Here is a 26,307-nt window from a genome sequence, read left to right on the forward strand (position 1 = left end):
AAGTCAGATTACGGACTCGGGAAAGAACGGAATCCTCCTCCTGGTGTAGGGAAGGGCAGAAGTTGAGGATCTTTCAATTGTATGGCGGTGACGCAGCGGGTTTTGATTTTAAATCATCAAGAATATAGCGCTCCAGCAGAAACCGCGGGTTCTTCCAGCGGCTGACTTTGCTGTCGGCTGTAAATACGACAACCGTATCCAATTGGGGGAAAAGGTAGATTTGCTGTCCTCCATGGCCGTGTGCAAGCGCAAAGGGAGTCCCGTTCTGAATGCCGGTCCACCACTGGAATCCGTAATCGCCAAAGCCGGGATAGCCCTTAACCTGTGGAGCGAGTGCTTGCTTAAGCCATGATTCCGGGATGAGCGTGGTGCCTTGCCACCGTCCTCCATTCAGGCAGCAAAGACCGAATTTGGCCATGTCGCGGGAGGTGAGACAGAGGCCGACGTGACCCATGCTGTGGCCCTCGGGGCTTGGGGACCAGGCAGCATGGCGAATCCCGAGCGGCTCGAATAAATGTTGTCTGGCATAGGCGTAAGCGTCCATTCCGGTACCCTCGCTAATGGCTACGGAGAGCAGATGGGAATCCGTGCTCCGGTATTGAAAGAGGCCCATTTCCTGTTCAATGACAGGAAGGGATAGCGCGAAGCTTGTCCATTTTTGGTTGCGGTGGAATCGGTGAATGAGCGGTTCCCCTAGCTTTTTACCGGTTTGCCATGCAAAGCCTGAGGTCATCGTCAGCAGATGATGAAGGGAAACCTTTTGCAATAGCGGATGGGCTCGTTCGGGAACATATCTTTTGAAGATATCGATTGCAGAGGAATTCAGATCAGGCAATTCGCCGCGTGAGCGGGCGATGCCGCATAACACCGACGTAAAACTTTTGGTAGCCGACCTGAGATCATTCAGCGAGGAAACGCCATGACCGTTGTAATAGCGTTCGTAGATGAGTTTGCCGGCATGGAGCAGGAGAAAGCTGCGCATTTTCGGATATTGTTTCTGAATGATCAGATCGACCTGATCAAGCGTATCAGGGCGAAGCCCTGCTTCTTGAGGATCAGCAGGAATAGGTGAGCCTAAATCGACGGGGGAGTGCAGGATCGACTGTGAGTTCGTCATGATCTGTAAGGCCTCCTTGTATTTGAATATATATTCTGAGTATCAATTTGTGGTATTCCTTGATATCTGGAGTCGGCGGGAGGTTCGTTTGAATGTATCTTAACCAATTCCGGGCACAAAGGATGACCTGATGAAAAAACATAGCACAAGAAAACATTTTTTGGGAAAGATGAAACAAACAGAAGAATATGATATAATATATTAATGATTCAGTTGCATGCTGTTAGGGTATGTATAGTGTCAGGTGCATTGGTAAGTTGCTGAATATCAACCTAATGGTCACCGTAAGAACTGCAATATGGCTTCAACTTAATGAGGTAGATCTTTTCGGCATTCTCTTTAAACGGAGTAATTTTATTCCACACGTTTTGGGAGGGATCCATCATGGCAACGAAAGGTCACAATGAGGTTAAGGAAAGTCTGCGGGAAATGACACGAATTTTCCGGCCTAAAGATCCGAAAAAATTTGTAAAGGAGTATGTCCGGAAGTACCATATTATGGGGGGCTATGAAGAAGAGCTTACTCTTGTTGTTGAGCATGAACTTGGCAAGCTGAATTCCTCCGTTTCGTAACCTGTAACAGCACCTGGTCTATAGAAATATCACCAACACGCATCGCATCTTCACCTTGTTAATGACTAATGATATGAACCATTTAGAGTTTATGGTTAAACCGTTTTTGGGACAAATGTCCCGAAAACGGTTTTTTTGCGTTGGCCTGTCTCTTTTAAGTCAACAGGCTCATACTTCCTCGAAAGTCCATTTCCTAGGGGTATTTTGCATCGGTCCCTACATATATTGTTAGCAATCGATCCGTAAAGGATATAAGGGAGTGGACAGATGTGAGGACACAGCTCAGACGGAAGGAAGAAATCGGATATATCCGCGAGGCGGGACGTATATTGGCTGCGTGTCACCGTGAAATAGCGAAAGTCATCAAACCGGGGATCACGACGGGTGAGATCGATGCCAGGGTCGAGAGGTTTTTGGAGAAGAACGGGGCTTTTCCCGAGCAAAAAGGATATAAAGGATTTCCATACGCAACTTGTGCTTCGGTCAACGAGGTGGTGTGCCATGGATTCCCCGACCAGCGGCCGCTGGAATCCGGGGATGTTGTGACCATTGATTTGGTGGTGAATAAGAACGGGTGGCTGGCGGACTCCGGCTGGACCTATGCGGTAGATAGGGTTTCAACGGAAGTAAGCCGGCTGATGAAACACACCCATGAAGCCCTGTTTAAAGGGATCGAGGCCGCCCGGCACGGTGCAACCTTGGGCGACGTGGGTCATGCGATTGAGCAGGTTGCCGAAAGGGAAGGCTACGGGATCGTTAGATCGCTTGTCGGTCATGGCATCGGCCGTGCCATCCACGAGCCGCCCGATGTGCCGAACTATGGAGTTCCCGGAAGGGGACTCAAACTCAAGGAAGGAATGGTCATTACCATCGAACCCGTTTTTACCCTGGGCCCCTCGGGCGCCGTGTTCTGGGGGGATGATGGCTGGACCATTTCCAGTGCGGATGGATCGGTGGGTGTCCAGTATGAGCATACGATTGCCATTACGCGTGGAGAAGCGGTTATCCTGACGGATTAAGATTCCGAAAAATATACCATAATAATAGGAGGTTTTCTTCGTGAGGCTGTCTGGGCTTTTCGAAGAACACCTCCTTATAGCATGGGTGTCCAGATAAATGGGGGAAGGCTGCATATAGATTCAAAAAGGCGGAAATGACTGTATATATAGCTATGAAGGCTGTCGCTGACGGGGTGTGAAGAATGTCGAATGATGGGTCACAGGAGGGGAGATACAGTTTGAAAGCGATTGCAAAATCAGTAATGGCGCGACTTTGACGACTTTTCGAACAATTTGTGAACTCCCTGTGAATGATTGACAAAAGCAACCCATGAACTTATATTTAATAAGTGATTGCTTTAATTGACAGGATTACTTCATCCGTGATTGTGCAGGTAGATTACCGCTGTTTGCGCCGGATGGTAGTCTACGAAAATCGGAAAAGTGGGGTAGATCAATGATGAAACGGTGGCAGGCTGTAAAGCGTCTTCTTCCTTTGATGGCCATGTTTGCTTTGGTGTTATCCGGCTGCGGCCGAGAGGATTTGTCGGTCTTAAGACCACAAGGTCCGGTAGCACAAGGTCAACTGGATTTAATTAAGCTCTCCATTTCGATTATGATCGTCGTAATGGTTGTGGTATTTGGAATCGCCGCATACGTGCTTGTTAAATTCCGTCGAAAGAAGGGACAAGATGAAATTCCTGAGCAAGTAGAAGGTAACCATAAGCTGGAGATTATTTGGACGGCGATTCCGCTGCTCTTGGTACTCGTGCTTGCAGTTCCTACTATTCAAAAGGTATTTGCTTATGGAGAGAACGACTGGAACAATCCAGATGCAGTTAAGGTGGAAGTTACTTCTCACCAGTTCTGGTGGGAGTTCAATTATCCAGACTACGGCGTAAGAACCGCTCAAGAGCTGGTTATTCCTGTAGGCAAGAAAATTGCTTTCCAATTAAAAACGAATGATGTGCTTCACTCCTTCTGGGTACCATCGCTCGGCGGCAAGATGGATACAAACACAGAAGGCAGCGTTAACTACATGACTCTGGTTGCTGACAAAGCAGATACATACATTGGTAAATGCGCAGAGTTGTGCGGTCCTTCTCACGGCTTCATGGAATTCCGGGTGAAAGCGGTTGACGATGCGGCATTTGACAAATGGGTTGCGGCATTTAAAGAACCTGCTGTGCTTCCTGCCGATGCGGCACTCGCCGAGAAATTCAAGACCAACTGCCTTTCTTGCCACGCTGTGGGCGACCAAGGCGGAGCCATGGGTCCTAACCTGACCGGCATTGGATCACGTGAGACGATTGCGAGTATCTTGCTGAACGACATAAGCGGCAAACCAGGCACAAAGCCGACGAAAGACAACCTGGTGGAATGGCTGATGGAGCCTCAGGCTGTAAAACCTGGCAACACGATGCCTAATCCGAAGGATCTCGGCTTCAGTGACGAAGAAATCGAGCAGATTGCCGATTACTTGGCCAATTATAAGTTGGATTATTAATACAGCAGCAAGAACTTTAAAAGGGGGTACAAACCTTGGCTCACGCTCATGCTCAAAGCCATAGCGTCAAACGCTACACGGGGTTAATGGATTGGCTTACAACCGTTGACCACAAGAAAATCGGGATATTATACCTGATAGCGGGCGGCTTCTTCTTCGGGATTGGCGGTATTGAAGCGATTCTGATTCGCTTGCAGCTGATCAAGCCGATGAACGATCTGGTATCGGCTCAAGTATTTAACGAATTGATTACAATGCACGGAACGACAATGATCTTCCTTGGCGTTATGCCAGTTATCTTCGCCTTGATGAACGCGGTTATTCCGCTTCAGATCGGTGCACGTGACGTCGCATTTCCATTTTTAAACTCGCTTGGATTTTGGACGTTTTTGTTCGGTGGACTTTTGCTCAATCTTAGCTGGATTATGGGCGGCGCGCCTGATGCGGGCTGGACATCCTATACACCGCTTTCCACAAATGACTACTCGTCCACGCACGGTGTAGACTTTTATACCATAGGTCTTCAGATTGCAGGTCTGGGTACGTTGATCGGTGGTATCAACTTCCTGGCTACCATCATAACGATGCGTGCACCTGGAATGTCCTTCATGAGAATGCCGATGTTTACATGGACGGCTTTCATTACATCGGCCATGATCCTGTTTGCATTCCCTGCAATTACAGTAGGTCTCGTATTGCTTAGCTTTGACCGTTTGCTCGGTGCCAATTTCTTTGATGTTGCGGCTGGCGGTAGTCCCGTATTGTGGCAGCATATTTTCTGGATCTTCGGTCACCCTGAAGTTTACATTCTGATTTTGCCGGCGTTCGGTATTATCTCCGAAGTTATTCCGACATTCTCCCGTAAACGTTTGTTCGGATACAGCTCCATGGTATTTGCAACCATCCTGATCGCCTTCTTGGGCTTCATGGTTTGGGCTCACCATATGTTTACGACGGGTCTTGGACCTGTAGCGAATGCGCTCTTCTCCATCGCAACGATGTTGATTGCCGTTCCTACCGGTATCAAAATCTTTAACTGGCTCTTTACGATGTGGGGCGGTCAAATCCGCTTTACCAGTGCAAACCTGTTCGCGATCGGTTTCGTACCGACCTTCGTTATGGGTGGGGTTACCGGCGTCATGCTGGCATCTGCTCCTGCAGACTTCCAGTTCCATGATACGTACTTCGTTGTAGCTCACTTCCACTACGTTATCGTTGGTGGTCTGGTATTCGGTTTGTTTGCCGGATTGCATTATTGGTGGCCAAAAATGTTCGGTCGCGTACTGAACGAAACGCTTGGAAAATGGACGTTCTGGTTGTTCGCCATCGGCTTCCATATGACATTCTTCGTACAGCATTTCCTTGGATTGCTCGGTATGCAACGGCGGATTGTCTCATATCTGCCGAACCAGAATTTTGACGAGCTTAACTTTATCAGTACCATCGGCGCAATCTTGATGGGAATCGGCGTTTTGGCCTTCTTGGCAAACGTTGTGATTACTTCGAGAAAACCGGTTGGTGCTCCGGCCGATCCATGGGAAGATGGCCGTACGCTCGAGTGGAGTATTCCTTCTCCACCGCCAGAGTACAACTTTAAGCAAATTCCGCTTGTTCGCGGCATTGACGCTTATTGGAAAGAGAAGATGGCAGGCAATAAAGAGATGACACCATCCGAACCGGTGGGTCCGATCCACATGCCTTCGCCAAGTATCCTTCCGTTTGTGATGTCACTGGGTCTGTTTATCGCGGGTCTTGGTTTCATGTTTAGCACGGAGGACTTCTCGAATTCGTTCATGAGCTTAATCTTCAATAAATATATCGTTCTGATTGTTGGTCTTCTGATTACGTTCGCGGCAATGATCGCTCGTTCCCTGTACGATGATCATGGATATCACATCGAAGTTGAAGAACTGGAAGGGGAGGGTAAAGCATGAGTCACGCTGAACATGTAAACGGCGAACTTCCTCACGAGCCGGAGAAGGCAACACTCGAAGGCCGTAATAAGGTTCTTGGTTTCTGGCTCTTCCTCGGTGGAGAGGCCGTGCTCTTCGGTACGTTGTTTGCAACGTTCCTGGCGCTTCGCGGGCAGAACAACGAAGGCCCAACCGCAGCCGAGCTGTTCTCTCTGCCGATTACGGCAGCAGCAACGCTGATATTGCTTGTCAGTTCCTTGACCAGTGTGTTCGCCATTCAGGCGCTCCACCGTCACAATATCGAGAAGCTGAAGTTGTGGCTGATCGTAACCGTTGTTCTGGGTCTTGGGTTCCTTGGCCTTGAGATTTATGAGTTCTATGAATATGTTGTGCATGAATCGTTTAACATGAAGACGAGTGCATTCTCGTCTGCATTCTATACGCTGGTTGGCTTCCACGGTGCCCACGTTGCTTTCGGGGTTGTGTGGATCAGCCTGTTGATCGCTCAGCTGTACAGAAAAGGGTTAACCGTGGTTACAGCACCTAAGGTATATGTTTCTGCCATGTACTGGCACTTTATCGACGTTGTATGGGTGTTCATCTTCTCGGTCGTATACCTTCTTGGAAAGGTGGGCTAAGGAATGACTGCGAATCAACAATCTAATGAGGGGCCTACAGTTAAACACCGCCATCGTGTGGAAGGCCCTGAGAAACACATTGTTGTCTTTATTTTCTCCATTGTCCTGACTGCGATTGCTTTTGCGGCTGTCGCAGCCGGTGGCATCAACACAGCATTTACGATCATCATTTTGCTGGTTATGGCTGTGCTGCAGGTGTTCGTGCAAATGGGTTACTGGATGCACTTGAAGGACAAAGGGCATCTGATGCCAATCCTGTTTATGATTGGCGGCTTCTTCGTAGCTAGTACCTGTATTGTCATGGCACTGTTCTGGGTTTGGTGGTAAAATGAAAAAGAGGTGGGCTCTTCAGCCCCCTCTTTTTTTAAATCGTAGGAAGGTGTCACAATTTCGACAGAATTTTACCCGTTAAGGGGAGGTTTTTGCATGCTGGGCTTAGAATATTTTAGTTTTGCAGATAAATGGAGTCCCTTGTTCCTGGCATTTATGCTGCTCGTAACAGCAGGCTACTTCCTGTTGACCGGGCCGCTGAGCAGTAGATTCGAAGGGAGCGCTCCAGTTTCCGCAGGAAGGAAAACACTGTTTGTAGGCGGTATGCTTACGTTCTATCTTGCGCAGGGTGGACCTATTGAACTGCTAGGACATACGATGTTCTCGTTTCATATGGTCAGTATGGCCATGTCCTATTTAATGGCGATGCCGCTCTTGATTCTGGGTATTCCTGTCTGGATGTGGCGTGCCTTCGATAAGGTCAACCCGTTTAAGAAGCTCGGTTTTCTTGCGCGTCCGATCGTTGCTGCGGTTCTGTTTAACGGTTTGTTTTCTTTTTATCACGTCCCGGTTATCCATGACTTTGTCATGTTGAACTTCTGGGTGCACCGCTTGTACTATTTGATCCTGTTCATCGCCTCAATGTTGATGTGGTGGGCTATCATTAACCCGATTCCGGAGAAGGACAAGTCCTCAGGTCTTCTGAAAATGGGATACATCTTTCTCAACATGGTATTGTTAACTCCGGCGTGTGCGCTCATTATATTCTCGAGCGAGCCGATGTACGCAACGTACAGCGATCCGGTGGTATGGGCAAAGGCGATGGGATACTGCGTGGCTGGCGATACCTCGGCATTGCTCAGCCAATTTGGCGGACCTGAGTTCTTCGGTTATCTGGAGCCTGCGATTGACCAGCGGGTAGGCGGGATCATCATGAAGTTTTTCCAAGAGATCATTTTTGCCTCGATGCTGGCCTATGTGTTCTTTCATTGGTACAAACGAGAAAATCAGGAAGACGATCCTTTGCCTAGCGAGATTCCTCCCGGCAAGCTCAATCAGGCGTAAGAGGATTATTGAAGGGGGATCCATATGGATTGGTTTTTTATATTTCCCACGGTCAGTACAACGTTTATTGTCATCAGCGCCGTGCTGGTAGCGATTGGCTGGGGTCTTATTATTAAGGGGAAGCGCGAAGCCCACAAGAAAGTGATGATCTGGGCGGCCATCGCCGCCGTCATTTTCTTTATCATCTATTCCTCGCGCACCGTATTCATCGGCAACACGTCATGGGGGGGGCCCGATGATCTGCAACCGTATTATCAGGTATTCCTGGTCTTCCACATTGTGCTGGCTACCGTAGCCGCGGTCTTCGGAATTACGACATTGACCCTCGGCTTTAAGGAGAAGTATTCCAAGCACCGCAAGTGGGGCAGAGTCACGTCGATCATCTGGTTCTTTACCGCCATTACCGGCGTAGCCGTGTATACCTTGCTATACCTGTTATATCCGGGCGGGCATACCCAGCCTGTGTGGAAAGTGATATTTGGAATGTAAGCGTGGGAGAACACCCGTCAGAGAAATCTGGCGGGTGTTTTTTATTTGAGTGGCGGCTCATTCAGGAGCATTGTGAGGGCAGAGGTGGGGGAGTGTATCCGCTCCGGTCGCTGTTGAAACCAGGAAACTGGGATGAGATGAGAGGGTTGTTTCCCGGTTTCAAAGGCGAACGCCAGGTCTCCTCCACGGCTACACTCCCCTTGCACAGGGAAGCTCTTGAATGAGCCGCGGCAAGGGAGGGTGGCACCCGACAGGAAGCCTCTGACGGGTGTTTAGAGTGTGAGGGCAGAGGTGGGGGAGTGAATCCGCTCCGGTCGCTGTTGAAACCAGGAAACTGGGATGAGATGAGAGGGTTGTTTCCCGGTTTCAAAGGCGAGCGCCAGGTCTCCTCCACGGCTACACTCCCCTTGTGCAGAGAAGCTCTTGAATGAGCCGCGGCAAGGGAGAGTAACACCCGGCAGGAAGCCTCTGACGGGTGTTTAGAGTGTGAGGGCAGAGGTGGGGGAGTGTAACCGCTCCGGTCGCTGTTGAAACCAGGAAACTGGGATGAGATGAGAGGGTTGTTTCCCGGTTTCAAAGGCGAACGCCAGGTCTCCTCCACGGTTACACTCCCCTTGTGCAGAGAAGCTCTTGAATGAGCCGCGGCAAGGGAGGGTGGCACCCGACAGGAAGCTTCTGACGGGAATTTTTTTACAACTTCTATTGACACTGTTTATATACACACCATATACTGTGTATAAAGATATATACAGTGAGCACAGTAATCACACTAAGCACAGTAAAACTTAAACTGCGATGATAACAAAATGAATATATGAAGAAATGAAAGGGTGAGACGCATTGCAACAGGTTTTCCATAATGCGATGAAGATCGTAAAGAAAGACTTCGTTAGCGACAAGCTGCAAATGGTATGGACCATGCTGTTTATGGTGTATATGGGATTTGCCACAAGCGTTATCATTGACAATCAGTTTGAACATTTGAATGAGTACATCAACCCACTGATTGACTTTCTATTGGTATTCTACGCTCCGTTGTTGGGGTTTCTATTTAGCAGGAGGTCTTTCCGGTATCTGAACGAGGATTCGTACACCCGGATGCTGTATTTTTACCGGAGTATACCGGTACCGGCCTCGGCCATCTTCGTAAGCCGGATCATGTACTCGCTGATCGCTTTTGTCATAAACGGCATCGTATTATTTGGAGTCATTTATGCGATAGGCAATCATATTAGAGCCGCAATGGATTTCCCGAGCTATATTGCATTTGTACTGACCTGGATCGGCATCGGATTTTTAATAACGGGACCCTATATTTACTGGGAACATATGTGCAGTGGTAAGAGGTACTTCGGGAATTCCCTTCTGGTGATGTCGCTAACCTCCGGAACGGCCGTTATGCTTAGCTTGCTGGGCTACAGCATTTTTGGGTTCTTTGTGAGAGCCTCCATGAAATGGGGCCTGTTATCTCCGGTCATGTGGGGATCGCTGATTGTTGGACTGGCGGCTATGCTGCTTATGAGCAAATTAACCTACATTCGGCAGCAGACCCGGGATTTATCATGAAGGCTATGGAGATGAATCCGTATGGCATGCAATGGCACGGGTTTATGTACAAAGAAAAGCGAGGTGGTAAAAGGTGCGACTTCTGATACAGATCAATGAAAATAGCGCAGAGCCTTTATATCACCAGATTGAAACACAGCTGCGCTCGCTCATTATTAGCGGTCAGATCGAGGAGGGAACGTTATTGCCATCCATTAGGGAATTTGCCGGGAATCTGAAGTGTAGCGTTATTACGGTGCGCAGGGTGTATCAGGATCTTGAGAATGAAGGGTTGCTGCGAACGAGACAAGGTACGGGAACTTTTGTTGCTGGTGTCGGCGACCAGGCCCGTGAACAATATAAACGCGACGCGGTGATTGAGGCGTTAAGGATAGCAGTGGATAAAGGGCTTTCCGTTCAATTTAATGAAGATGAATTGAAAGAAATGTTCATGGAAGTTGTTCGGGAAAAATATGACGCAAAAGGAGGTCGCTAACATTCCATGGAACCGCATGTTATTGAATTTCGTAATGTCATAAAACGACGGAAAACGAAAACCATCGGTCCGATCCAATTATCGATCCCTCAAGGGTATATCGTTGCCCTTGTGGGACCTAATGGTTCGGGAAAAAGCACGCTGCTGAACATGATGATGCAGACCGTGTTTCCGGACGAAGGGGAGATTACCTGGTTCGGTGAATCTCACCCGAGAGAGCTTCCGATCTCCATTCGAAAACAAATGGGATTCGTACCCGAACAGCTGAGCGTAGAGGAACAGCATATGACGGCGGACGAAGCGGCCAGCTTTCGCGCATCCTGGTATGACACTTGGGACGGTTATTTTTTCGATGAGCTGCTATCCCGGTTCGATGTCCCGCGAGGCGTAAAACTTCGCAAGATGTCCAAAGGGGAACGGCGCAAGTTTGAGATCGCCGCTGCACTTGCCCCTAGGCCCAAGTTTTTGCTCCTGGATGAACCTTCTTCCGGCCTCGATCCTTTCGCTTGGAAGCTGATGATCGATCAGCTGCAGAAAGTGATGAAGTCCATGGATACAACGATTGTGCTCTCCACCCATGTGGTAGATGAAATTCGGCGTCTGGCGGACTACGTCATTCTCATCCATCATGGGAAGCTGCTGGGCATGGTGGAGAAGGATTCGCTCCTGGATAACTGGAAGGAGTGCTGGATCCAAGGGGATACCTCCATTGCCGAGGAGCTGCCGGGTATTCTGAGCTGCAAACAAGAGACAGCGACTACGATTTCTTTTATAACAACGGAATGCTTGGAAGTGGAGAAGATCCTGCAGTCTGCAGGCATCCCGTTCATTCAGACCCGTTCCCTGGAGCTGGATGAAGTGCTTCGATTATGGATTGACGGAAACATTCCTGCCAACGTGCAGAACTAGGATAGAGAGGGGTTTTTACGATATGCAACGCTTGCAATTAGACAATGTAGTTAAGATTTATGCAGACAAAACGGCGGTAAACCGGATTTCGCTTCAGGTTGAGGAAGGTGAAATCTACGGACTGCTCGGGGCGAACGGAGCCGGCAAAACAACCACCATGCGGATGGTGCTTGGGCTGATCTACCCGGATGACGGAACGATCCTGTATAACGGCAAGCCGTATAACAAAGAACTGCGTCACATTATGGGTTATTTGCCGGAGGAGCGCGGGTTATACCCGAAAGTGAAAGTCAGCGAGCAGATTTCCTACTTGGCACAGCTGCGGGGCATGTCCGCGAAAGACGCGGATAAGAGTCTGAAATACTGGTTGGAACGGTTTGAAGTACCTGACTATTACGATAAGAAGATTGAAGAGCTCTCCAAGGGTAACCAGCAAAAAATGGGCTTTATCGCAGCGGTTGTCCATGACCCGCAAATTCTGATTCTGGACGAAGCCTTTAGCGGACTGGATCCAGTAAACGTCGAACTTCTGAAATCAACGGTAAAAGAGCTTCGCGACAAGGGCACGAGCATTCTGTTCTCCACCCACCGGATGGAACATGTCGAGGAGTTGTGTAAGAACATTACTATACTGCATCGCTCCAATACGGTAGTGAAGGGGAACCTGAAGGATATCAAATCCAAGTACCCTCGTGAAGAAGTGGTGCTCGGTACGTCGGGTGAAGTCCGAGGCCTTGAAGCCCTGCCTGGCGTAACGGCTGTGGAGCGAACAGAGGACGGCTACTCCATCCGGATCAGCCAGGTTGAGGCAGCGCAAAACATTTTGAATACAGCCATGTCGCAAAGCACGATCCATCGGTTTGAAGTGAAGGAGCCGACACTCAATCAAATCTTCATAAAGGCGGTAGGTGAATCCAATGAATAATATGTGGACCGTTATCCGATTTACATTCATGAATAAAGTAAGAACGAAGTCCTTTCTCGTTTCAACGTTGATTTTTGCACTCATTATTACGATCGGGATCAATCTTCCTTTTCTGATCCAAATGTTTACGGGAGATAAGGCAGGATCCGAAGAAACCACCCGCATCGGTCTGGTTTATGGACAGGAGCAGACGCTCGCCGAACAACTGGAGACTACTTGGAGTAACCTGCCGTCAACCTCCTATGAATTCGTCAAATACGAAGCGGCAGATGAGGCAGCTCTGAATAAGGATATTAAGGATGGCGTAATCGAAGGTTATTTGAAGTTTGAAGCACAAGAAGGCAATGCGTTCCCGACCGTGGTCTACAGTTCTGAAGACGAGGCCATGAGCCCGGAACTGCAATCCAATCTGCAAGCAGCGCTGCAAGTGGCGAAGACGCGCAGCATTGTAGAAGGATTGGATTTGTCCGAAACGCAGATCAATGAGCTGAATACGCCGGTTCAAATCGACACTCGGGGTATCGACCCTACAGAAACAGGTAACGCAGGCGGAGCTTCCGGTGAGAATGAAGGGGCTTCGGAGGTAATTAACTACATCGTCGTGTATGCACTGATTATTCTCTTCTTCTTCACTTTGATGGGAACAGGTAACATGATCGCTTCAGAAGTAACGACAGAGAAGAGCTCCCGCATTATGGAGATTTTGATTACAAGCGTATCTCCGCTGAGCCAAATGTTTGGTAAGGTTATCGGCATGTTCCTGCTGGGACTGTCACAGATCGCGGCATTTGGAGTTGTGGCCGCCGTGAACTTGATGCTGCCGCACAATATGGATACATTGAAGGACATGAATCTCGATCTGACAGCGATAGACCCGATGCTGCTGGTGTTCGGTTTGGTCTTCTACATCCTTGGCTATTTCTTGTATGCGATGCTCTACGCGGCCATTGGTTCGATTGTCAGCCGGACCGAGGATTTGGGGCAGGCGGTCATGCCGATCACGATGCTGTCGCTGGTGGCGTTCTATATCGCGATCTTTAGCCTAAGCGCTCCGAACTCGATGCTGATGAAGGTGTCTACTTACATCCCGTTCATCTCGCCGACCACGATCCTGGTACGGATCGGACTTGGTAACATTCCATTATGGGAGATCCTGCTCTCGCTGGCGATCCTGGTCGTAGCCATTCTCGTCTTCGGCTGGCTGGCTGCGAAAATCTATCGCACCGGTGTCCTGATGTACGGCAAGCGCCCTACATTCAAGGAGCTTAGAAAAGCGATGAAGGCTTATAAGATGTAAGCATAGACAGTACAAGAAGTTATGGTTGCTGAAAGCAAGAAAGTAGAAGATAAGGGTTCGCCATAACGACAATATCGGTATGGCGAACTCTCATCAATCTTTGATCATAAATGAAGCCCCATGGCGGTTATTCTTTGTCACAAACTAAGTAGTTTCAAAACTACACGAGAATAAAGGAGATTACATAAATGAAAAATTGGAAAAAAATGCTCTTGTCCCTCGCGATTTCGGTTGGTTTGCTCGCTTCGGCAGTGCCTGCCATGGCAGCGCCACAGCAGCCGGCAGTAAAAGTCGATAACCAAGTTGTTCACTATTCGCTTGGTACACCGATGATAGATAAGGGCACAACGCTTGTTCCGCTCAGAACAACGCTCCAGGCTCTGGACGTGCAACTGACGGGTGCTGCAGATGACACCATTACTGCGGTGGTGGATGGTAAAACCATTACCCTGAAAGGCAAACTGAAACAAATCCATGGCGTAACCTATGCGCCCATTCGGGTTGTTGGGGACGCTGCGGGTTATAAGGTTAGCTGGGATGCGAAAACTCGCTCCGTTCTGCTGGTTTCCAAAGAAACGGAAACCGGGCAAGCGGGTGGCCGCGGCTTCATGTGGGAAGTGGAGAGCAACGGGAATACGGTGTACCTGGTAGGCTCCATGCATATCGCGGATGACAGCTTCTACCCGCTGCGTCCGGAGTTTGAAGAAGCATTTGCCGAGGCGGACTATTTGGGTGTCGAGATTGATATCAGCAAAGCGGCTGATGAGGAGCAGCAGAAACTGATCATGGATCTGGGCATGTATCAGGATGGGACAACCTTGAAGGACCATGTATCCAGTGAGACCTATGCCAAGCTGGGCGAAATTCTGAAGCAAAGCGGCATGCAGCCGAATGCACTCGATGCATTCAAGCCTTGGGTTGCCGAAACCACAATTAGTAGTCTGAAATCCGTGAAAGCCGGGTACGACGCATCAGCCGGAATCGACCTGTATTTCATCCAGAAGGCCATCGAACGCAAAGTGCCGATTCTGGAACTGGAAACTTATGAATCCCAGCTGGGCATGTTTGATAACTTCTCCAAAGAGCTGCAGGAGAAAAACCTCAATACCGCCCTCGATAACTTCGACGTGCTGGATGAGAGCGTGAACCAGATGGCCGAAATGTGGAAAACGGGCAATGATGAGCAGCTGCTCGAGTTCACAAACAGCATATCGGGTGACGAGGAATATAACAAAGCGATGCTGATCGACCGCAACATCGGCATGGCAGACAAAATCGACGGGTATTTGAAAAACGGCAAAAACGAAGAGTATTTCATTGTGGTAGGGTCAGCCCACTATCTGGGTGAGCACGGCATCGTGAAGCTGCTTAAGGATAAAGGCTATACTGTCGTTCGCAAATAAATAGCGGCAGGGTTGTAGTCTACGGGAACCAAAACCTTCCAATGATCGTCATTCGATCACTGGAAGGTTTTTTAATGGTAAGAAAGGGGCATGCCGAATCTGTATCTAAATGATTAGCAAAGCGATGCAGCGCTTTCATTTCTCCAAAAAAAGAGTTGATAATTGGGAAATCATCCTCTATGATATTGTCATCAGATTGATATGGAAAATTAAAGCACTTTAACTTTTATGTTTACATCATCCTATGAATGCCTTGAAACAGGGCAAACTTTATATTGAAAGTTAAAGCGTTATAATTTTCATAATAAAAAGAAAGGTTGGTGTTTACGTGACCCATCGCGAAAGCCGGCGGCAGACGTTATACATGTACCTCTTCATTGCTCCATGGCTTATCGGTTTCCTTGTGTTTGCCTATTATCCGATTCTGTCATCCCTTTATTACAGCTTCACGGACTATGACATTATCCATCCGCCGAAATATGTCGGCCTGGCGAATTACATCGAAATGTTTCACAATGATCTGTTTTGGAAATCCGTTGTGGTAACGGTGCGGTATACGTTTATAAGCGTACCGATCCAACTGCTGCTGGCACTCGGATTTGCGCTCCTGCTCAATACGAAAATACCGTTCCGCGGATTTTTCCGCACCGCCATGTACTTTCCGAGCATGGTATCCGGCGTGGCGATGTCACTGCTGTGGTACTGGATCTTTAATCCATCGATCGGCCTGTTCAACTACGTTCTGTCCTGGTTCGGCATCCGTGGCCCATCTTGGCTCATGAGTCCGGATTATGCACTTTACGCTCTGATGATTATGTCCTTCTGGACAGTAGGCTCAGGCATGATTCTGTTCCTCGCGGGGCTCATGAGTGTACCTGCAAGTCTCGTGGAAGCCGCCAAGCTTGACGGTGCGGGACGCTTCCGGATTTTTCTGAATGTGACGCTTCCCATGATCTCACCGGTGCTATTGTTCCAGCTGATTATGGGGGTCATTGACTCCTTCCAGGTATTTACGCAAGCGTATGTCATGACCCAAGGCGGTCCGAACTACTCAACATGGTTCTATGTTTACAACCTGTACACCAGCGCCTTCAAAGAATACCGGGCTGGATACTCCTCCGCTCTCGCGTGGGTTCTGCTGATCGTTGTCATGCTGTTTACGGCACTTATTATGAAATTCTCGAACCGTTATGTTCATTATGAAGGAGGCGGACGCAGATGAGTAACATTCCGGCAGCCAGTCCTTCGACTTCACCTTCTACGAATAAACGCCGGCGCAAAATCGATGCAATAAGCATTGCCAGCTTTATTGCCTTAGTGGTCACTACCTTTCTCATGCTCCTGCCTTTGTTTTTCATGGTCTCGACCTCATTGAAATCGAAGAAGGAACTGCTGAAGTTTCCTCCGACCTTTTTGCCGGATTCCTGGCAGTGGAGCAACTACAAGGAAATTTTCGAAACGCTGAACTTCGGCCAAATGTACATGAACAGTCTCATTATCGGCATTCTCACCGTGGTCGGCACCCTGTTGTCGTCGTCGCTGGCAGGCTACGGCTTCGCCAGATACCGGGGCAAGGGCAGCAACCTGTGGTTCATGCTGATGCTCAGCACCATGATGCTTCCTTATCCGGCGATTATGATCCCGCAGTTCATTCTTTTTTCCAAGCTGAACTGGATCGATACGTTCTTGCCGCTGATCGTACCTGCATTTTTCGGCTCGGCATACAACATCTTTTTGCTGCGCCAGTTCTTTTCCACCCTGCCGGATGAGCTGTTTGACGCCGGACGCATGGACGGTTGCGGCGAGCTGCGGATGTGGTGGCGGATTGCCTTGCCTCTGTCTGGCCCGGCACTTGCAACCGTTGCGATTTTTGCCTTCATTTACAGCTGGAACGACTTGCTGACACCCGTGCTCTACCTAAGCTCATCGGATAAATTTACGCTTCCGGTCGGTATGTCTTCCTTCACCTCGTCGCGGTTTCGCATTCCGCCGTGGCATCTGCTCATGGTTGCCTCCGTGCTGGCCATGCTGCCAATCGTCACTTTATTTGCGATAGCCCAGAAACGATTCGTTGAAGGAATTGTACTTACAGGCATCAAGTAAAGACCCCGCCGCAGCGGCGGCAAAAAAACTTGAGTATATGGGGGACTGTAGATCATGAACAAAAGAAGGATTAAAAAGACCTATGCACTTCTGCTTGCGTTCAGCTTGCTCGTCGTATTGGCATTGTCCGGCTGCAGCGGCGGCAAATCAGCGGGAGAAGTGGCTCCCGCAGGCAAAGGCGATAGCGCTGGCTCTTCAGGCGAGCAAGTAACGATAACGCACTACACCATGGATTCGGAAGACCGCACGTTTATTGAAAAGCTGGTTCCGGACTTTGAAGCCAAGCACCCGAACATCAGGGTCAGAATAGAAAAGGCACCTTACGAGCAGTTCGACAGCAAGCTGCAGACGCTGATCGCCGGCGGTAAATCGCCTGACGTGACAAGCCACTATGGCTACGGTGGCTTTGCGGAATATTTCAACAAAGATATGCTGCTTGATATGAGCGACATGATAAAAGAAGACGGATTTAAAGCATCCGATTACAGCATCCCGGATGACCTCATGGAAATTTATACCGTCAAAGACCATGTATACGGCATTCCGGTCAATATGTATGTGACTCTCATGCTCTATAACAAAGACATGTTCGATGCTGCCAATGTTCCTTATCCTCCAAGCGATTACGAGGACAAGAGCTGGACGTTTGACAAAATGGTCGAAGATGCAAAGAAAATGACTCATGTATCCGACGATATCGCTAAAACACAGTATGGCGTCGACTTCACATGGTCCGAACGCGATATGCGCCCGCTGTATTTCGGCGTTGAGCCATACTCTCAGGATACCTGGACTAACGGCGGCGTGCCTACAGAGACTCATTTCGATTCTCCTGAAGTGATCGCAACCTATAACAAACTGTTTGACCTGATTTTAAAAGATAAGGTTTCCCCGACGACGGAATGGAGTAAGAGCGTAGCCGGGCAAAATGGCGATGCATTCGTAACCGGCAAGATTGGCATGACCGTCAGCGGTTCCTGGAGCCTGGCCGGCTCCAATGACTTCCCGTTCAAGGTCGGCGTGGCTGCAGTTCCTGCCGGCGGCAACGAGAAGATCCGCAGCGTGCTGTTCGTCGATCCCCTCTTTATTCTGAAAGATTCCAAGCATCCGAAGGAAGCTTTTGAATGGATCAAATATCTGGTCAGCGATGAAGTTCAGGAAAAATCCATTGACCTGAGCGGCGGCAACCCTCCTGTCAATACGAAGGCAGCCGAGGCTTATTACAAGCATTTTGAGGGCATCGATCCGGAAGATGTGAAAAAGGTTTACGAAGGCGCTGTCAAATACGGCTTTGAATCCTACAATCACCTGATCACCAACTATTCGCAGATCAACGACATGTTCATCAACGAAATGCAGCCGATCGATACCGGACATAAGACCGTTGAAGAAGTGATGCCGACGATCCAGAAAAAAGTCATGGAAATTATCAAACGTTAAAACAAAAAACTTATCGCACCGTCCCGAAAGGGGCGGTGCTTTTGTTAAATTAGCTTCGCGGCCAGGCCTCCGTGCATGTATACTAGTGTTAAGTCAATGTAAACGTACGGAAAATCTGCCGCAAGGAGTATAAACCATGAAGGTTAGTATATTTGACGTAGCCAAAAAATCAGGACTCTCCGTCGTGACGGTTTCACGTGTCTTAAACGGTGCCGAATCGGTTCGAGAGAAAAACAGACTTAAGGTTCTGGAGGCCATCAAGGAGCTTGATTACCGTCCCAATGCGGCTGCCCGGAGTTTAGCACGCGGTAAGACAGGGATCGTCGGCTTGATTGTGACCACCCTTCAGGACTCTTTCTTCGACGCTGTGGTCAAGGAGCTGAATGAGGTGCTGGCACTTCACGGTTATTTCCTCGCCATTTCGGTCTCTACGGGCATAGGCTCCGACGAAGCCCATTATCTGATTCAGGAAGACCGCGTGGACGGACTGATTCTGCTCTCACCGATGGAAGAAGACAACTATATCGTGGAATTGAAACGGCGGAATATCCCTTATGTCCTGATAGACAACCAGAAGCCGGATAATGACGCTTATTCCGTCACTATAGACAACTACAAAGGCGGTTATGCCGCAACGAAGCACCTGCTTGATCTCGGCCATACCTCCATTGCGCATATCAGCGGGCAGGATATGTTCCGCAGTACGAGAGAACGCCGCAGCGGCTTTCTGCAGGCGCTTGAGGAAAGGAGCCTGGCGCCGTTCGAAATGATTACGGGCGATTTCGAAATCGACTTTGGCTATGATGTCTGCCGTAAATGGCTGCGGGAAGGACGACTTCCTTCCGCCGTATTCGCAGGCGATGACAATATCGCGCTCGGGGTCATGAACGCTCTTCTGGAAGAAGGCATCCGGGTTCCAGAACAGGTAGCCATTGTGGGTTATGACGATCAGTATATTTCATCCAAGCTGCGCCCCCATTTGACAACGGTCCGGCAGCCTACTGACCGGATTGGGCTTGCCGCAGCGGATATGCTGCTAAAGCGCATGGATGGTACGATGAAACGCGGGGGCAATGTTCGAATTGACCCTGAGCTTATCGTAAGAGAATCTACGTTCAGACCTGCAGAAAGTGCGTCCGAATAAATAGAAAAACATAGAGTCCGTTGTTTCATTCAAAGAAGAGTGCCTGGTTCCCGTATTTACGGGGACTTTTTCTTTTTTATCGAATGTACGAGTAGATGAGTATGCAGCTTCAAATACCATACATCGGTTAATAGATCAATGACTCGATGGAGTGATTTTTTTGTTTTTCACCGAGTTGTCGGAAAGATACGATTGTTTTTTGAACGAGAGGCTTTCGTGATTCATTTGAGACATGGCTTCGTTATAATAACGTTTAAATATCGGGTATGTACTTATTAGGGTCAATTCCGATCAACGAATGAACAGGGCTTGAAAGGAGGCAGTATCTCGTGGTTATAGATACGGTGCTGTGGAGCAAATGGCTGACGGGGCTAACCTTGGCGTTTCATGTCATTTTTGCCACGGTTGGCGTGGGTGTTCCGTTAATGATTGCCATTGCCGAATTTGTCGGTATACGTAAGAAGGATCCCCATTACACGCTCATGGCCAAAAGATGGACGCGCGGGTTCGTTATTTCGGTGGCGGTTGGCGTGGTGACTGGAACGGCGATCTCCTTGCTGCTCGCGCTTGTTTGGCCGAACTTTATGCAAGTGGCGGGGAATGTTATCGCGCTCCCGTTATTTATGGAGGTTTTTGCATTCTTTTTTGAAGCCATTTTCCTGGGGATATATATGTACACGTGGGATCGGTTCCGCAACCCGTATATCCATTGGCTGCTGACGATTCCGATTGTTGCCGGGGCAGGCATGTCCGCTGTTTTTATTACGACGGTGAACGGATTCATGAATCAGCCTGGAGGCTTTGTCATGGAGGCAGGCCACTTTACGGCGGTTAACCCGCTGCAGGCGATGTTGAATACGGCGACGCCTTCAAAAGTATTCCATGTTCTAACCTCGGCCTATTTGACGGGAGCTGCCCTGCTGGCAGGAATCGCAGCCTACGTGATTCTGAGAAAAGGGGCCACGGCATATTACAAGAAAGCATTGAAGCTCATGATGGCGGTTGTTCTGGTGTTCAGCTTGCTGACAACCTTAGCCGGGGATATGTCGGCCAAGTTTTTGGCGGAGCATCAACCGGAGAAACTGGCGGCCGCAGAATGGCATTTTGAAACGGAAAGCGGTGCGGATTTGATATTACTGGGCTGGCTTAATGCAGAGCGGGAGGTCATGGGAGCTATCCACATTCCGAAAGCGCTCAGCTTCCTGGCCTTTGGAGACTTTGATGCCGAGGTTAAGGGGCTGGAGGAGTTTCCGCTTGATGAAAGGCCGCCGCTGCTTGTCCACTATTTGTTTGATTTCATGGCCGGGATCGGTTTTGTTATGTTGGCCGTTGCGGTCCTGTATTTCCTGTTTTTGTTCTGGAAGAGACGCAATGAGCTCAACAAGTGGCTGCTTCGGGCCATTGTTTTTAGTGCGCCCCTTGCATTTTTGGGCGTTGAAATGGGCTGGTTCTATGCGGAGCTCGGGCGGCAGCCATGGATTATCCGCGGATATATGCGCGTAGAGGAGGCGGCTACCACTTCACCGAATGTAAGGATTCTCTTTTTCCTCTTCCTGCTATTGTATATTGTGCTAGGGACCATGTGTGTCTTTGTACTGAGACGCTTGTTCCGTAATAAACCGGCAGAAGCCGAGCTGGACGAGTTCGTGAAAGAGAAACGCGATCAATCCACGGGAAAGGGTGAGCCGGTATGATCCATTACGAGTTGATAGGCATCTCGGTTCTTTGGCTGTTTTTATACGGCTATCTAATCATTGCCTCCATTGATTACGGTGCTGGTTTTTTTGCCTTCTATGCCCGTCTGACGAAGCAGGACCACCTGATCAATCGATTGATATCCCGCTATTTATCGCCGGTCTGGGAGATTACCAATGTGTTTTTTGTCTTTTTCTTTATCGGCATCGTCGGTTTTTTTCCGGACACGGCCTATTATTATGGCTCTGCGCTGCTTATACCGGGAAGCATCGCCCTAATTCTGCTGGCGATCCGCGGCTCCTTTTACGCGTTTGAAAATTACGGCTCCAAAGAAAACATCGTGTATCTGTTTTTATATGGGGCCACAGGTTTGCTGATACCGGCTTCCTTGTCGGTAGCATTAACGCTTTCCGAAGGCGGTTTTATTGTGGAAAGTGGCGGAGCTGTTTCTCTGGAATATTGGACACTGATGACGAGTCCGTTGTCGTGGAGCATCGTTGCATTGGCCATCGTATCGGTACTGTTTATAAGCGGGTCGTTCCTGGCCTTCTACGCCTCCCGGGCGGACGATCAGCCGGCGCTAAAGCTGGTGCGGACATATGCCCTGTTTTGGAGTACGCCAACCATCATTGCCGCGCTCACGGCATTTATTTTCCTCAGTCAACATAATGAGCGGCATTTTCAAAACATGATGGATTTATGGTGGCTGCTGGCGCTTTCCGTCGGTTTTTTCATGATAGCCGTATGGCTGCTGTACAAAGGACGCCGCTACGGACTGGCTTTTATTTGTGTCATGCTGCAATTTTTCTGTGCGTTTTTTGCATACGGTATCGGGCAATATCCTTATATTCTGGATCCGTACATTACCATTCAAAGCGGAGCCACGCATGAGTCGATGGGCGCTGCGCTTGTAGCAGCCTTTATCGGCGGTCTATGTCTGCTGATTCCGTCTCTTATACTGGTCTTCAGGCTATTCCTGTTTGATGCGGATTATGTAAAAGGCAAAAAATAATAATCGTGTGTGGGTATCACTTCATTTGGGAGCACCTTGCAGCGGTTTGGTATAAAGGAGGGGAGTTAGTTGAAGGGGAACACTCTGCTGGCTGAGCAAATGTCCGCACAAAGAAAACGGTTGATTCTCTTGGGGTTCATGTCGCTTGGGCTCGGTGCAGCCATGACAGGCCAGGCCGCGCTGTTCGCCGAAGCGGTCCAGAGGATTTTTGTGCAGCGGGCTTCCTTTTCGTCGGTTGTTGTCATACTTGGCGCCTTGCTGGTTGTGATGGCTGCGCGGACGCTGCTGTCTTATGGAAACGGGATCATCGGCTTGCACATGGCTGCCAGTGCCAAGACGGAGATGCGAGCAGCGGTGCTGCGTAAGCTGGCCCATGCTTCCGTAGCTTCAGCGCTTCGTGGACAAACGGGCGGAAAGGTCAGTGTGGCGCTGGATGCCGTGGATGAGGCCGACAGTTATTTCAGCCAGTATATCCCGCGTATGATAGAAGCCTCCATCATTCCTGTCCTGATTCTGGTCATTGTTTTTACGGAGCATATGAATTCCGGCTTGATTATGCTGTTTACCGCCCCCTTTATCCCGATTTTTATGGTGCTTGTGGGGCTGAAAACGAAGAACAAATCGGAGGAGAAATTCGCACAGCTGGCCGAGTTTTCCGGTACGTTTCTCGACTCTCTTCAAGGGCTGGTTTCGCTCAAGCTGTTTGGTCGGACGGAACATCAGCAGCAGGAAATTGAACGCAGCAGCCTTGGCTATCGGGATGCAACGATGGGCATTTTACGGATTGCGTTTACCAACACCTTCATGCTGGAATCCATCGTCATGCTTAGCATTGGCGTTGTTGCGCTTGAGCTGGCGCTGCAGCTGCTGGTTTTCAAAACGCTTTCCTTCCACACCGCCTTTTTGATCCTGCTGCTGGTGCCCGAGTTTTACAGCCTGCTAAAAAACACGGGAACTGCTTTTCACAGCGGTCGTACCAGCATGGGGGCCATCCGAAAAGTAGAGGAGATGCTCACGGAAACAAGGGAGGCAGGGGCAGTGACAGATGGGCAAGAGAGCGCCGGGAAAAAAGACAGAACAAACGGGGACAATCCGATGGATACGGCGGATAAGCCTGGGACAGCCGATCTGGGTTTGATTCGGATGCCGCCAACCATCGAACTGAGGGATGTCCGGTTTCGGTATGCGCCGGATTCGTTCGAGCTTGTAGCCGGCGCCATGTCGTTTGGACCAGGGGAGCAAATCGCCATCGTCGGTAAAAGCGGATCCGGAAAAACCACCTTGCTGCATCTCATTGCCGGACTGCTTGCGCCAACGTCGGGAGAAGTGCTGGTGAACGGACGTCCGCTTGCGGGGTACGATGAGGCTTCATGGTTTGATCATGTTAGCTACATTACCCAGCATCCGTATATTTTTGCCGGCACGTTTGCCGACAATATTGCGATTGGAGCGGGCAAGGACGTCTCCAGGGACGAAGTGCTGCAGGCGGCGGAGGCTGCCGGACTTGCTGCGGTTGCAGCCGAGTTGGAGCAGGGCTATGACACCTTTGTCGGCGAAGGGGGCCGGGGATTGTCAGGCGGCGAGAAGCAAAGGCTGGCGCTGGCGCGTGCTTTTTTGAAGCAGCCTGCCGTTATTTTGTTTGATGAGCCCACCGTCGGATTGGACTTGCACACCGAACGCGTCTTACAGCGGTCCATTGCCGAGCTTGCAAGCAAAGCGACCATGATTACGGTGGCGCACCGCTTGTACACGATACGGCATGCCGACCGGATATTGTTTATGGACAACGGAGCGCTGCTGGACAGCGGGCGACATGATGAGCTTCTAGCGCGTGTGCCCCAATATGCTGACATGGTGGATGCCCAGCGGAAAGGGGGACTCGCATGAATGAGCTGGCTATTTTAACCAAGGCGATGATTCAGGAACGGAAGGATATTGCCATCGCCATTATCGGAGGATTCGTTGCGGGCATCGCAGGTGTATGCCTCTTCGCCGCAAGCGGGTATGTGATCTCCCAGACTGTATTTGCCCCGCCGCTCTATACCTTGATTGTGCTGACGTCCCTGGTAAAAATACTGGGTTTGCTGCGGGCGGCAAGCCGCTACGCGGAACGCTTGTATTCCCATCGGGCGACATTCTCTCTGCTCAGCCGTTTGCGTACATCCTTTTTTGCCAAGCTGGTTCCTTTGACGCCAGGGATATTGGGTAAAAAACGGAGCGGAGAGCTGCTCGCACGGATCGTCGGGGATGTAGAGAGCTTACAGCATTACTTTCTGCGCGTCGCCTATCCGCCTGTCATTGTGGTCATGGTATTTCTGGCTACGGTTTTGTTTACTTCCGCCTTTTCATTCTGGATTGCCTGTTTGTTTGTGCTGGGGATGCTGGCAACGGCTTTTGTGGTTCCGGGACTTGTTCTCCTTGGGCAGAGGAGGATATATGGCCGCGTTCGCCAAGAACGAGCAGCGCTTTCCACCGAAGTGACCGAAATGCTTTACGGTTTCCGCGATTTGAAAGTATACGGGCAAATGAAAAAGCGAGAGCAGCAGCTGCAGCGCACCTCGGCCGCATTGGCAGCGGAACAGCAAACGGCAGCCCGGCATTTGCTGCGCGGGCAATCGCTGCATATTTTTGTATCGTATCTGATTTCATGGGGCGTACTGATTCTTGGCGCCTATTTGATTATGGCCGGCTCGCTGGCCGGCGTATTTCTCGCCATGCTGGTCATGGCTTCGCTTACGGTGTTTGAAGAAGCTGCGCCAATGGCCACACTGCCTGCTTATAAGCTGGATAGCGAACATGCGGCAGCTCGGCTTGCGGAAACGGTTTATGCCGCAGATAAGCAGCCGCCGCAGCCAAGCGGTGTCCTCCCTATCGAGAAGGCTGTTTCCATTGAGCTGAGCGGTGTTTCCTTTCAATATGAAGATGAATGGCGCCCAGCGCTGAAGGACATTTCCCTCTATCTACCGCCGGGATCTAAAACCGCCATTGTCGGGTCGAGCGGATCAGGGAAAACCACCCTCATCGAATTGCTGCTCAAGCTGCGTTTACCGACAGACGGCCAGATTCGTTTGAATGATACTTCGGTTACGGAACTGGATGAAACGAGCATTTGGCAAGCCTCAAAGGTGGTGCTGCAGCACAGTCATTTCTTTCGGGGCACCATTCGGGACAACCTGCTGCTGAATGAGGAACATCATTCCGATCAAGCGTTGTCGGTTATACTGGATAAAGTGCAGCTGCCGAACAAGTCCCTGGACGATAGGGTGTACGAAAAAGGGGAGAACTTGTCGGAGGGAGAGAAGCAGCGCTTAGCCTTGGCCCGGGCGATGCTCCGAGAGGGACGCTTATGGCTTCTGGACGAACCGACGTCTTCACTGGATTACGTTACGGAGCAGCGTGTTTTTCGGCATCTGCTGGCGCAAGCGGTTAACGATACGCTTGTTCTGATTTGCCATCGGCTGACCGGCTTGGAAGAGATGGACCGGATTGTAGTCATGGACCAAGGCAGGGTCATTGAAGCGGGCACGTATGCAGAGCTGATGGAACAAAAGGGATATTTTTACGAAATGAAACAAATTGAGCTGCAAATGATCGGCGAAGACGGATCATAGGAGCTGAGCATTACGGCTGATTTCAGCCATTGGTGCTGCGTAACCGAGTCTTTGCTGGAGGATTATGCGGAAGATATGGAGGTCGCTATTCGCCGGACCGTCCATATTCACGCGCGCGTAGGCTATGCCCAGGGCCCGTAGGTTCCCCATTCCGGGG

23 protein-coding genes are annotated in these 26,307 nt (G+C 49.8%); 22 read left to right on the plus strand and 1 reads right to left on the minus strand.

Annotated elements, in window-relative coordinates:
* Positions 1-73: 73 nt before the first annotated feature.
* Complete coding sequence (locus ACETK5_RS23385) at positions 74-1,117, minus strand: serine hydrolase domain-containing protein (protein WP_394058146.1); 1,044 nt, start codon at positions 1,115-1,117, stop codon at positions 74-76.
* 384 nt (positions 1,118-1,501) lie between these two features.
* Here ACETK5_RS23385 and ACETK5_RS23390 point away from each other — a divergent pair, with 384 nt between their 5' ends.
* The 22 genes from ACETK5_RS23390 to cydC all read left to right on the plus strand — a co-directional run bounded on the left by ACETK5_RS23390 (position 1,502) and on the right by cydC (position 26,150).
* Positions 1,502-1,690, plus strand: a complete 189-nt coding sequence (locus ACETK5_RS23390) for a hypothetical protein (RefSeq protein ID WP_006208082.1) — start codon at positions 1,502-1,504, stop codon at positions 1,688-1,690.
* 269 nt (positions 1,691-1,959) lie between these two features.
* Complete coding sequence (gene map, locus ACETK5_RS23395; protein ID WP_394058149.1) at positions 1,960-2,709, plus strand: type I methionyl aminopeptidase; 750 nt, start codon at positions 1,960-1,962, stop codon at positions 2,707-2,709.
* Between the two features lie 436 nt (positions 2,710-3,145).
* Positions 3,146-4,195, plus strand: a complete 1,050-nt coding sequence (coxB, locus tag ACETK5_RS23400; protein WP_100540082.1) for a cytochrome c oxidase subunit II — start codon at positions 3,146-3,148, stop codon at positions 4,193-4,195.
* Between the two features lie 86 nt (positions 4,196-4,281).
* A complete protein-coding gene (gene ctaD, locus ACETK5_RS23405; protein WP_371860473.1) occupies positions 4,282-6,129 on the plus strand; it encodes a cytochrome c oxidase subunit I in 1,848 nt (615 codons plus the stop codon).
* Positions 6,126-6,746 (plus strand): cytochrome (ubi)quinol oxidase subunit III, encoded by a 621-nt coding sequence (locus ACETK5_RS23410; RefSeq protein WP_009590523.1) that lies wholly within the window; start codon positions 6,126-6,128, stop codon positions 6,744-6,746. The genes ctaD and ACETK5_RS23410 overlap by 4 nt, the downstream gene beginning before the upstream one ends.
* Positions 6,747-6,749: 3 nt before the next feature.
* Positions 6,750-7,073 (plus strand): cytochrome C oxidase subunit IV family protein, encoded by a 324-nt coding sequence (locus ACETK5_RS23415; RefSeq protein WP_071222061.1) that lies wholly within the window; start codon positions 6,750-6,752, stop codon positions 7,071-7,073.
* A 99-nt stretch (positions 7,074-7,172) separates the two neighbouring features.
* The gene (ctaG, locus tag ACETK5_RS23420) at positions 7,173-8,081 is read left to right on the plus strand and encodes a cytochrome c oxidase assembly factor CtaG (protein WP_394058152.1); all 909 of its coding nucleotides are present in this window, start codon (positions 7,173-7,175) and stop codon (positions 8,079-8,081) included.
* A gap of 24 nt (positions 8,082-8,105) precedes the next feature.
* Positions 8,106-8,570: a DUF420 domain-containing protein gene (locus ACETK5_RS23425; RefSeq protein ID WP_326118781.1), complete on the plus strand. Its 465-nt coding sequence runs from the start codon at positions 8,106-8,108 to the stop codon at positions 8,568-8,570.
* An 864-nt stretch (positions 8,571-9,434) separates the two neighbouring features.
* Positions 9,435-10,136, plus strand: a complete 702-nt coding sequence (locus ACETK5_RS23430; protein ID WP_394058154.1) for a hypothetical protein — start codon at positions 9,435-9,437, stop codon at positions 10,134-10,136.
* 73 nt (positions 10,137-10,209) lie between these two features.
* A complete protein-coding gene (locus ACETK5_RS23435; protein ID WP_100540086.1) occupies positions 10,210-10,611 on the plus strand; it encodes a GntR family transcriptional regulator in 402 nt (133 codons plus the stop codon).
* Positions 10,612-10,617: 6 nt separating this feature from the next.
* On the plus strand, positions 10,618-11,520 hold the full coding sequence (locus tag ACETK5_RS23440) for an ABC transporter ATP-binding protein (RefSeq protein WP_100540087.1): 903 nt from the start codon (positions 10,618-10,620) through the stop codon (positions 11,518-11,520).
* A 22-nt stretch (positions 11,521-11,542) separates the two neighbouring features.
* Complete coding sequence (locus tag ACETK5_RS23445; RefSeq protein WP_326116305.1) at positions 11,543-12,445, plus strand: ABC transporter ATP-binding protein; 903 nt, start codon at positions 11,543-11,545, stop codon at positions 12,443-12,445.
* Positions 12,438-13,742: an ABC transporter permease gene (locus ACETK5_RS23450; RefSeq protein ID WP_100540089.1), complete on the plus strand. Its 1,305-nt coding sequence runs from the start codon at positions 12,438-12,440 to the stop codon at positions 13,740-13,742. The genes ACETK5_RS23445 and ACETK5_RS23450 overlap by 8 nt, the downstream gene beginning before the upstream one ends.
* A 188-nt stretch (positions 13,743-13,930) precedes the next feature.
* Positions 13,931-15,145 (plus strand): TraB/GumN family protein, encoded by a 1,215-nt coding sequence (locus tag ACETK5_RS23455; protein ID WP_394058158.1) that lies wholly within the window; start codon positions 13,931-13,933, stop codon positions 15,143-15,145.
* Between the two features lie 364 nt (positions 15,146-15,509).
* Positions 15,510-16,367, plus strand: a complete 858-nt coding sequence (locus ACETK5_RS23460) for a carbohydrate ABC transporter permease (protein WP_394058344.1) — start codon at positions 15,510-15,512, stop codon at positions 16,365-16,367.
* On the plus strand, positions 16,364-17,248 hold the full coding sequence (locus ACETK5_RS23465) for a carbohydrate ABC transporter permease (protein ID WP_100540092.1): 885 nt from the start codon (positions 16,364-16,366) through the stop codon (positions 17,246-17,248). The genes ACETK5_RS23460 and ACETK5_RS23465 overlap by 4 nt, the downstream gene beginning before the upstream one ends.
* Before the next feature lie 54 nt (positions 17,249-17,302).
* A complete protein-coding gene (locus ACETK5_RS23470) occupies positions 17,303-18,688 on the plus strand; it encodes an ABC transporter substrate-binding protein (protein ID WP_394058160.1) in 1,386 nt (461 codons plus the stop codon).
* A 136-nt stretch (positions 18,689-18,824) separates the two neighbouring features.
* Positions 18,825-19,832, plus strand: a complete 1,008-nt coding sequence (locus ACETK5_RS23475) for a LacI family DNA-binding transcriptional regulator (RefSeq protein ID WP_394058162.1) — start codon at positions 18,825-18,827, stop codon at positions 19,830-19,832.
* 329 nt (positions 19,833-20,161) lie between these two features.
* On the plus strand, positions 20,162-21,526 hold the full coding sequence (locus ACETK5_RS23480) for a cytochrome ubiquinol oxidase subunit I (protein WP_100540095.1): 1,365 nt from the start codon (positions 20,162-20,164) through the stop codon (positions 21,524-21,526).
* Positions 21,523-22,539, plus strand: a complete 1,017-nt coding sequence (locus ACETK5_RS23485) for a cytochrome d ubiquinol oxidase subunit II (RefSeq protein WP_326112060.1) — start codon at positions 21,523-21,525, stop codon at positions 22,537-22,539. Before ACETK5_RS23480 ends, ACETK5_RS23485 begins: the two co-directional genes overlap by 4 nt.
* Before the next feature lie 99 nt (positions 22,540-22,638).
* Complete coding sequence (cydD, locus tag ACETK5_RS23490) at positions 22,639-24,426, plus strand: thiol reductant ABC exporter subunit CydD (RefSeq protein ID WP_394058346.1); 1,788 nt, start codon at positions 22,639-22,641, stop codon at positions 24,424-24,426.
* Complete coding sequence (cydC, locus tag ACETK5_RS23495) at positions 24,423-26,150, plus strand: thiol reductant ABC exporter subunit CydC (protein WP_394058165.1); 1,728 nt, start codon at positions 24,423-24,425, stop codon at positions 26,148-26,150. Before cydD ends, cydC begins: the two co-directional genes overlap by 4 nt.
* The last annotated feature ends 157 nt before the right edge of the window (positions 26,151-26,307 follow it).

Source organism: Paenibacillus ilasis, assembly GCF_043195395.1.
Lineage (GTDB): Bacteria > Bacillota > Bacilli > Paenibacillales > Paenibacillaceae > Paenibacillus_AQ > Paenibacillus_AQ lautus.

Coding starts and splice junctions, on each gene's coding strand:
- ctaD (WP_371860473.1), top strand. CDS start 4,282: ATGGATTGGCTTACAACCGTTGACCACAAGAAAATCGGGATATTATAC.
- ACETK5_RS23485 (WP_326112060.1), top strand. CDS start 21,523: ATGATCCATTACGAGTTGATAGGCATCTCGGTTCTTTGGCTGTTTTTA.
- ACETK5_RS23430 (WP_394058154.1), top strand. CDS start 9,435: ATGAAGATCGTAAAGAAAGACTTCGTTAGCGACAAGCTGCAAATGGTA.
- ACETK5_RS23455 (WP_394058158.1), top strand. CDS start 13,931: ATGAAAAATTGGAAAAAAATGCTCTTGTCCCTCGCGATTTCGGTTGGT.
- ACETK5_RS23425 (WP_326118781.1), top strand. CDS start 8,106: ATGGATTGGTTTTTTATATTTCCCACGGTCAGTACAACGTTTATTGTC.
- ACETK5_RS23390 (WP_006208082.1), top strand. CDS start 1,502: ATGGCAACGAAAGGTCACAATGAGGTTAAGGAAAGTCTGCGGGAAATG.
- ctaG (WP_394058152.1), top strand. CDS start 7,173: ATGCTGGGCTTAGAATATTTTAGTTTTGCAGATAAATGGAGTCCCTTG.
- ACETK5_RS23440 (WP_100540087.1), top strand. CDS start 10,618: ATGGAACCGCATGTTATTGAATTTCGTAATGTCATAAAACGACGGAAA.
- ACETK5_RS23385 (WP_394058146.1), bottom strand. CDS start 1,117: ATGACGAACTCACAGTCGATCCTGCACTCCCCCGTCGATTTAGGCTCA.
- cydC (WP_394058165.1), top strand. CDS start 24,423: ATGAATGAGCTGGCTATTTTAACCAAGGCGATGATTCAGGAACGGAAG.
- ACETK5_RS23465 (WP_100540092.1), top strand. CDS start 16,364: ATGAGTAACATTCCGGCAGCCAGTCCTTCGACTTCACCTTCTACGAAT.
- ACETK5_RS23470 (WP_394058160.1), top strand. CDS start 17,303: ATGAACAAAAGAAGGATTAAAAAGACCTATGCACTTCTGCTTGCGTTC.
- ACETK5_RS23460 (WP_394058344.1), top strand. CDS start 15,510: ATGTACCTCTTCATTGCTCCATGGCTTATCGGTTTCCTTGTGTTTGCC.
- cydD (WP_394058346.1), top strand. CDS start 22,639: ATGTCCGCACAAAGAAAACGGTTGATTCTCTTGGGGTTCATGTCGCTT.
- coxB (WP_100540082.1), top strand. CDS start 3,146: ATGATGAAACGGTGGCAGGCTGTAAAGCGTCTTCTTCCTTTGATGGCC.
- ACETK5_RS23445 (WP_326116305.1), top strand. CDS start 11,543: ATGCAACGCTTGCAATTAGACAATGTAGTTAAGATTTATGCAGACAAA.
- ACETK5_RS23475 (WP_394058162.1), top strand. CDS start 18,825: ATGAAGGTTAGTATATTTGACGTAGCCAAAAAATCAGGACTCTCCGTC.
- ACETK5_RS23415 (WP_071222061.1), top strand. CDS start 6,750: ATGACTGCGAATCAACAATCTAATGAGGGGCCTACAGTTAAACACCGC.
- ACETK5_RS23410 (WP_009590523.1), top strand. CDS start 6,126: ATGAGTCACGCTGAACATGTAAACGGCGAACTTCCTCACGAGCCGGAG.
- ACETK5_RS23450 (WP_100540089.1), top strand. CDS start 12,438: ATGAATAATATGTGGACCGTTATCCGATTTACATTCATGAATAAAGTA.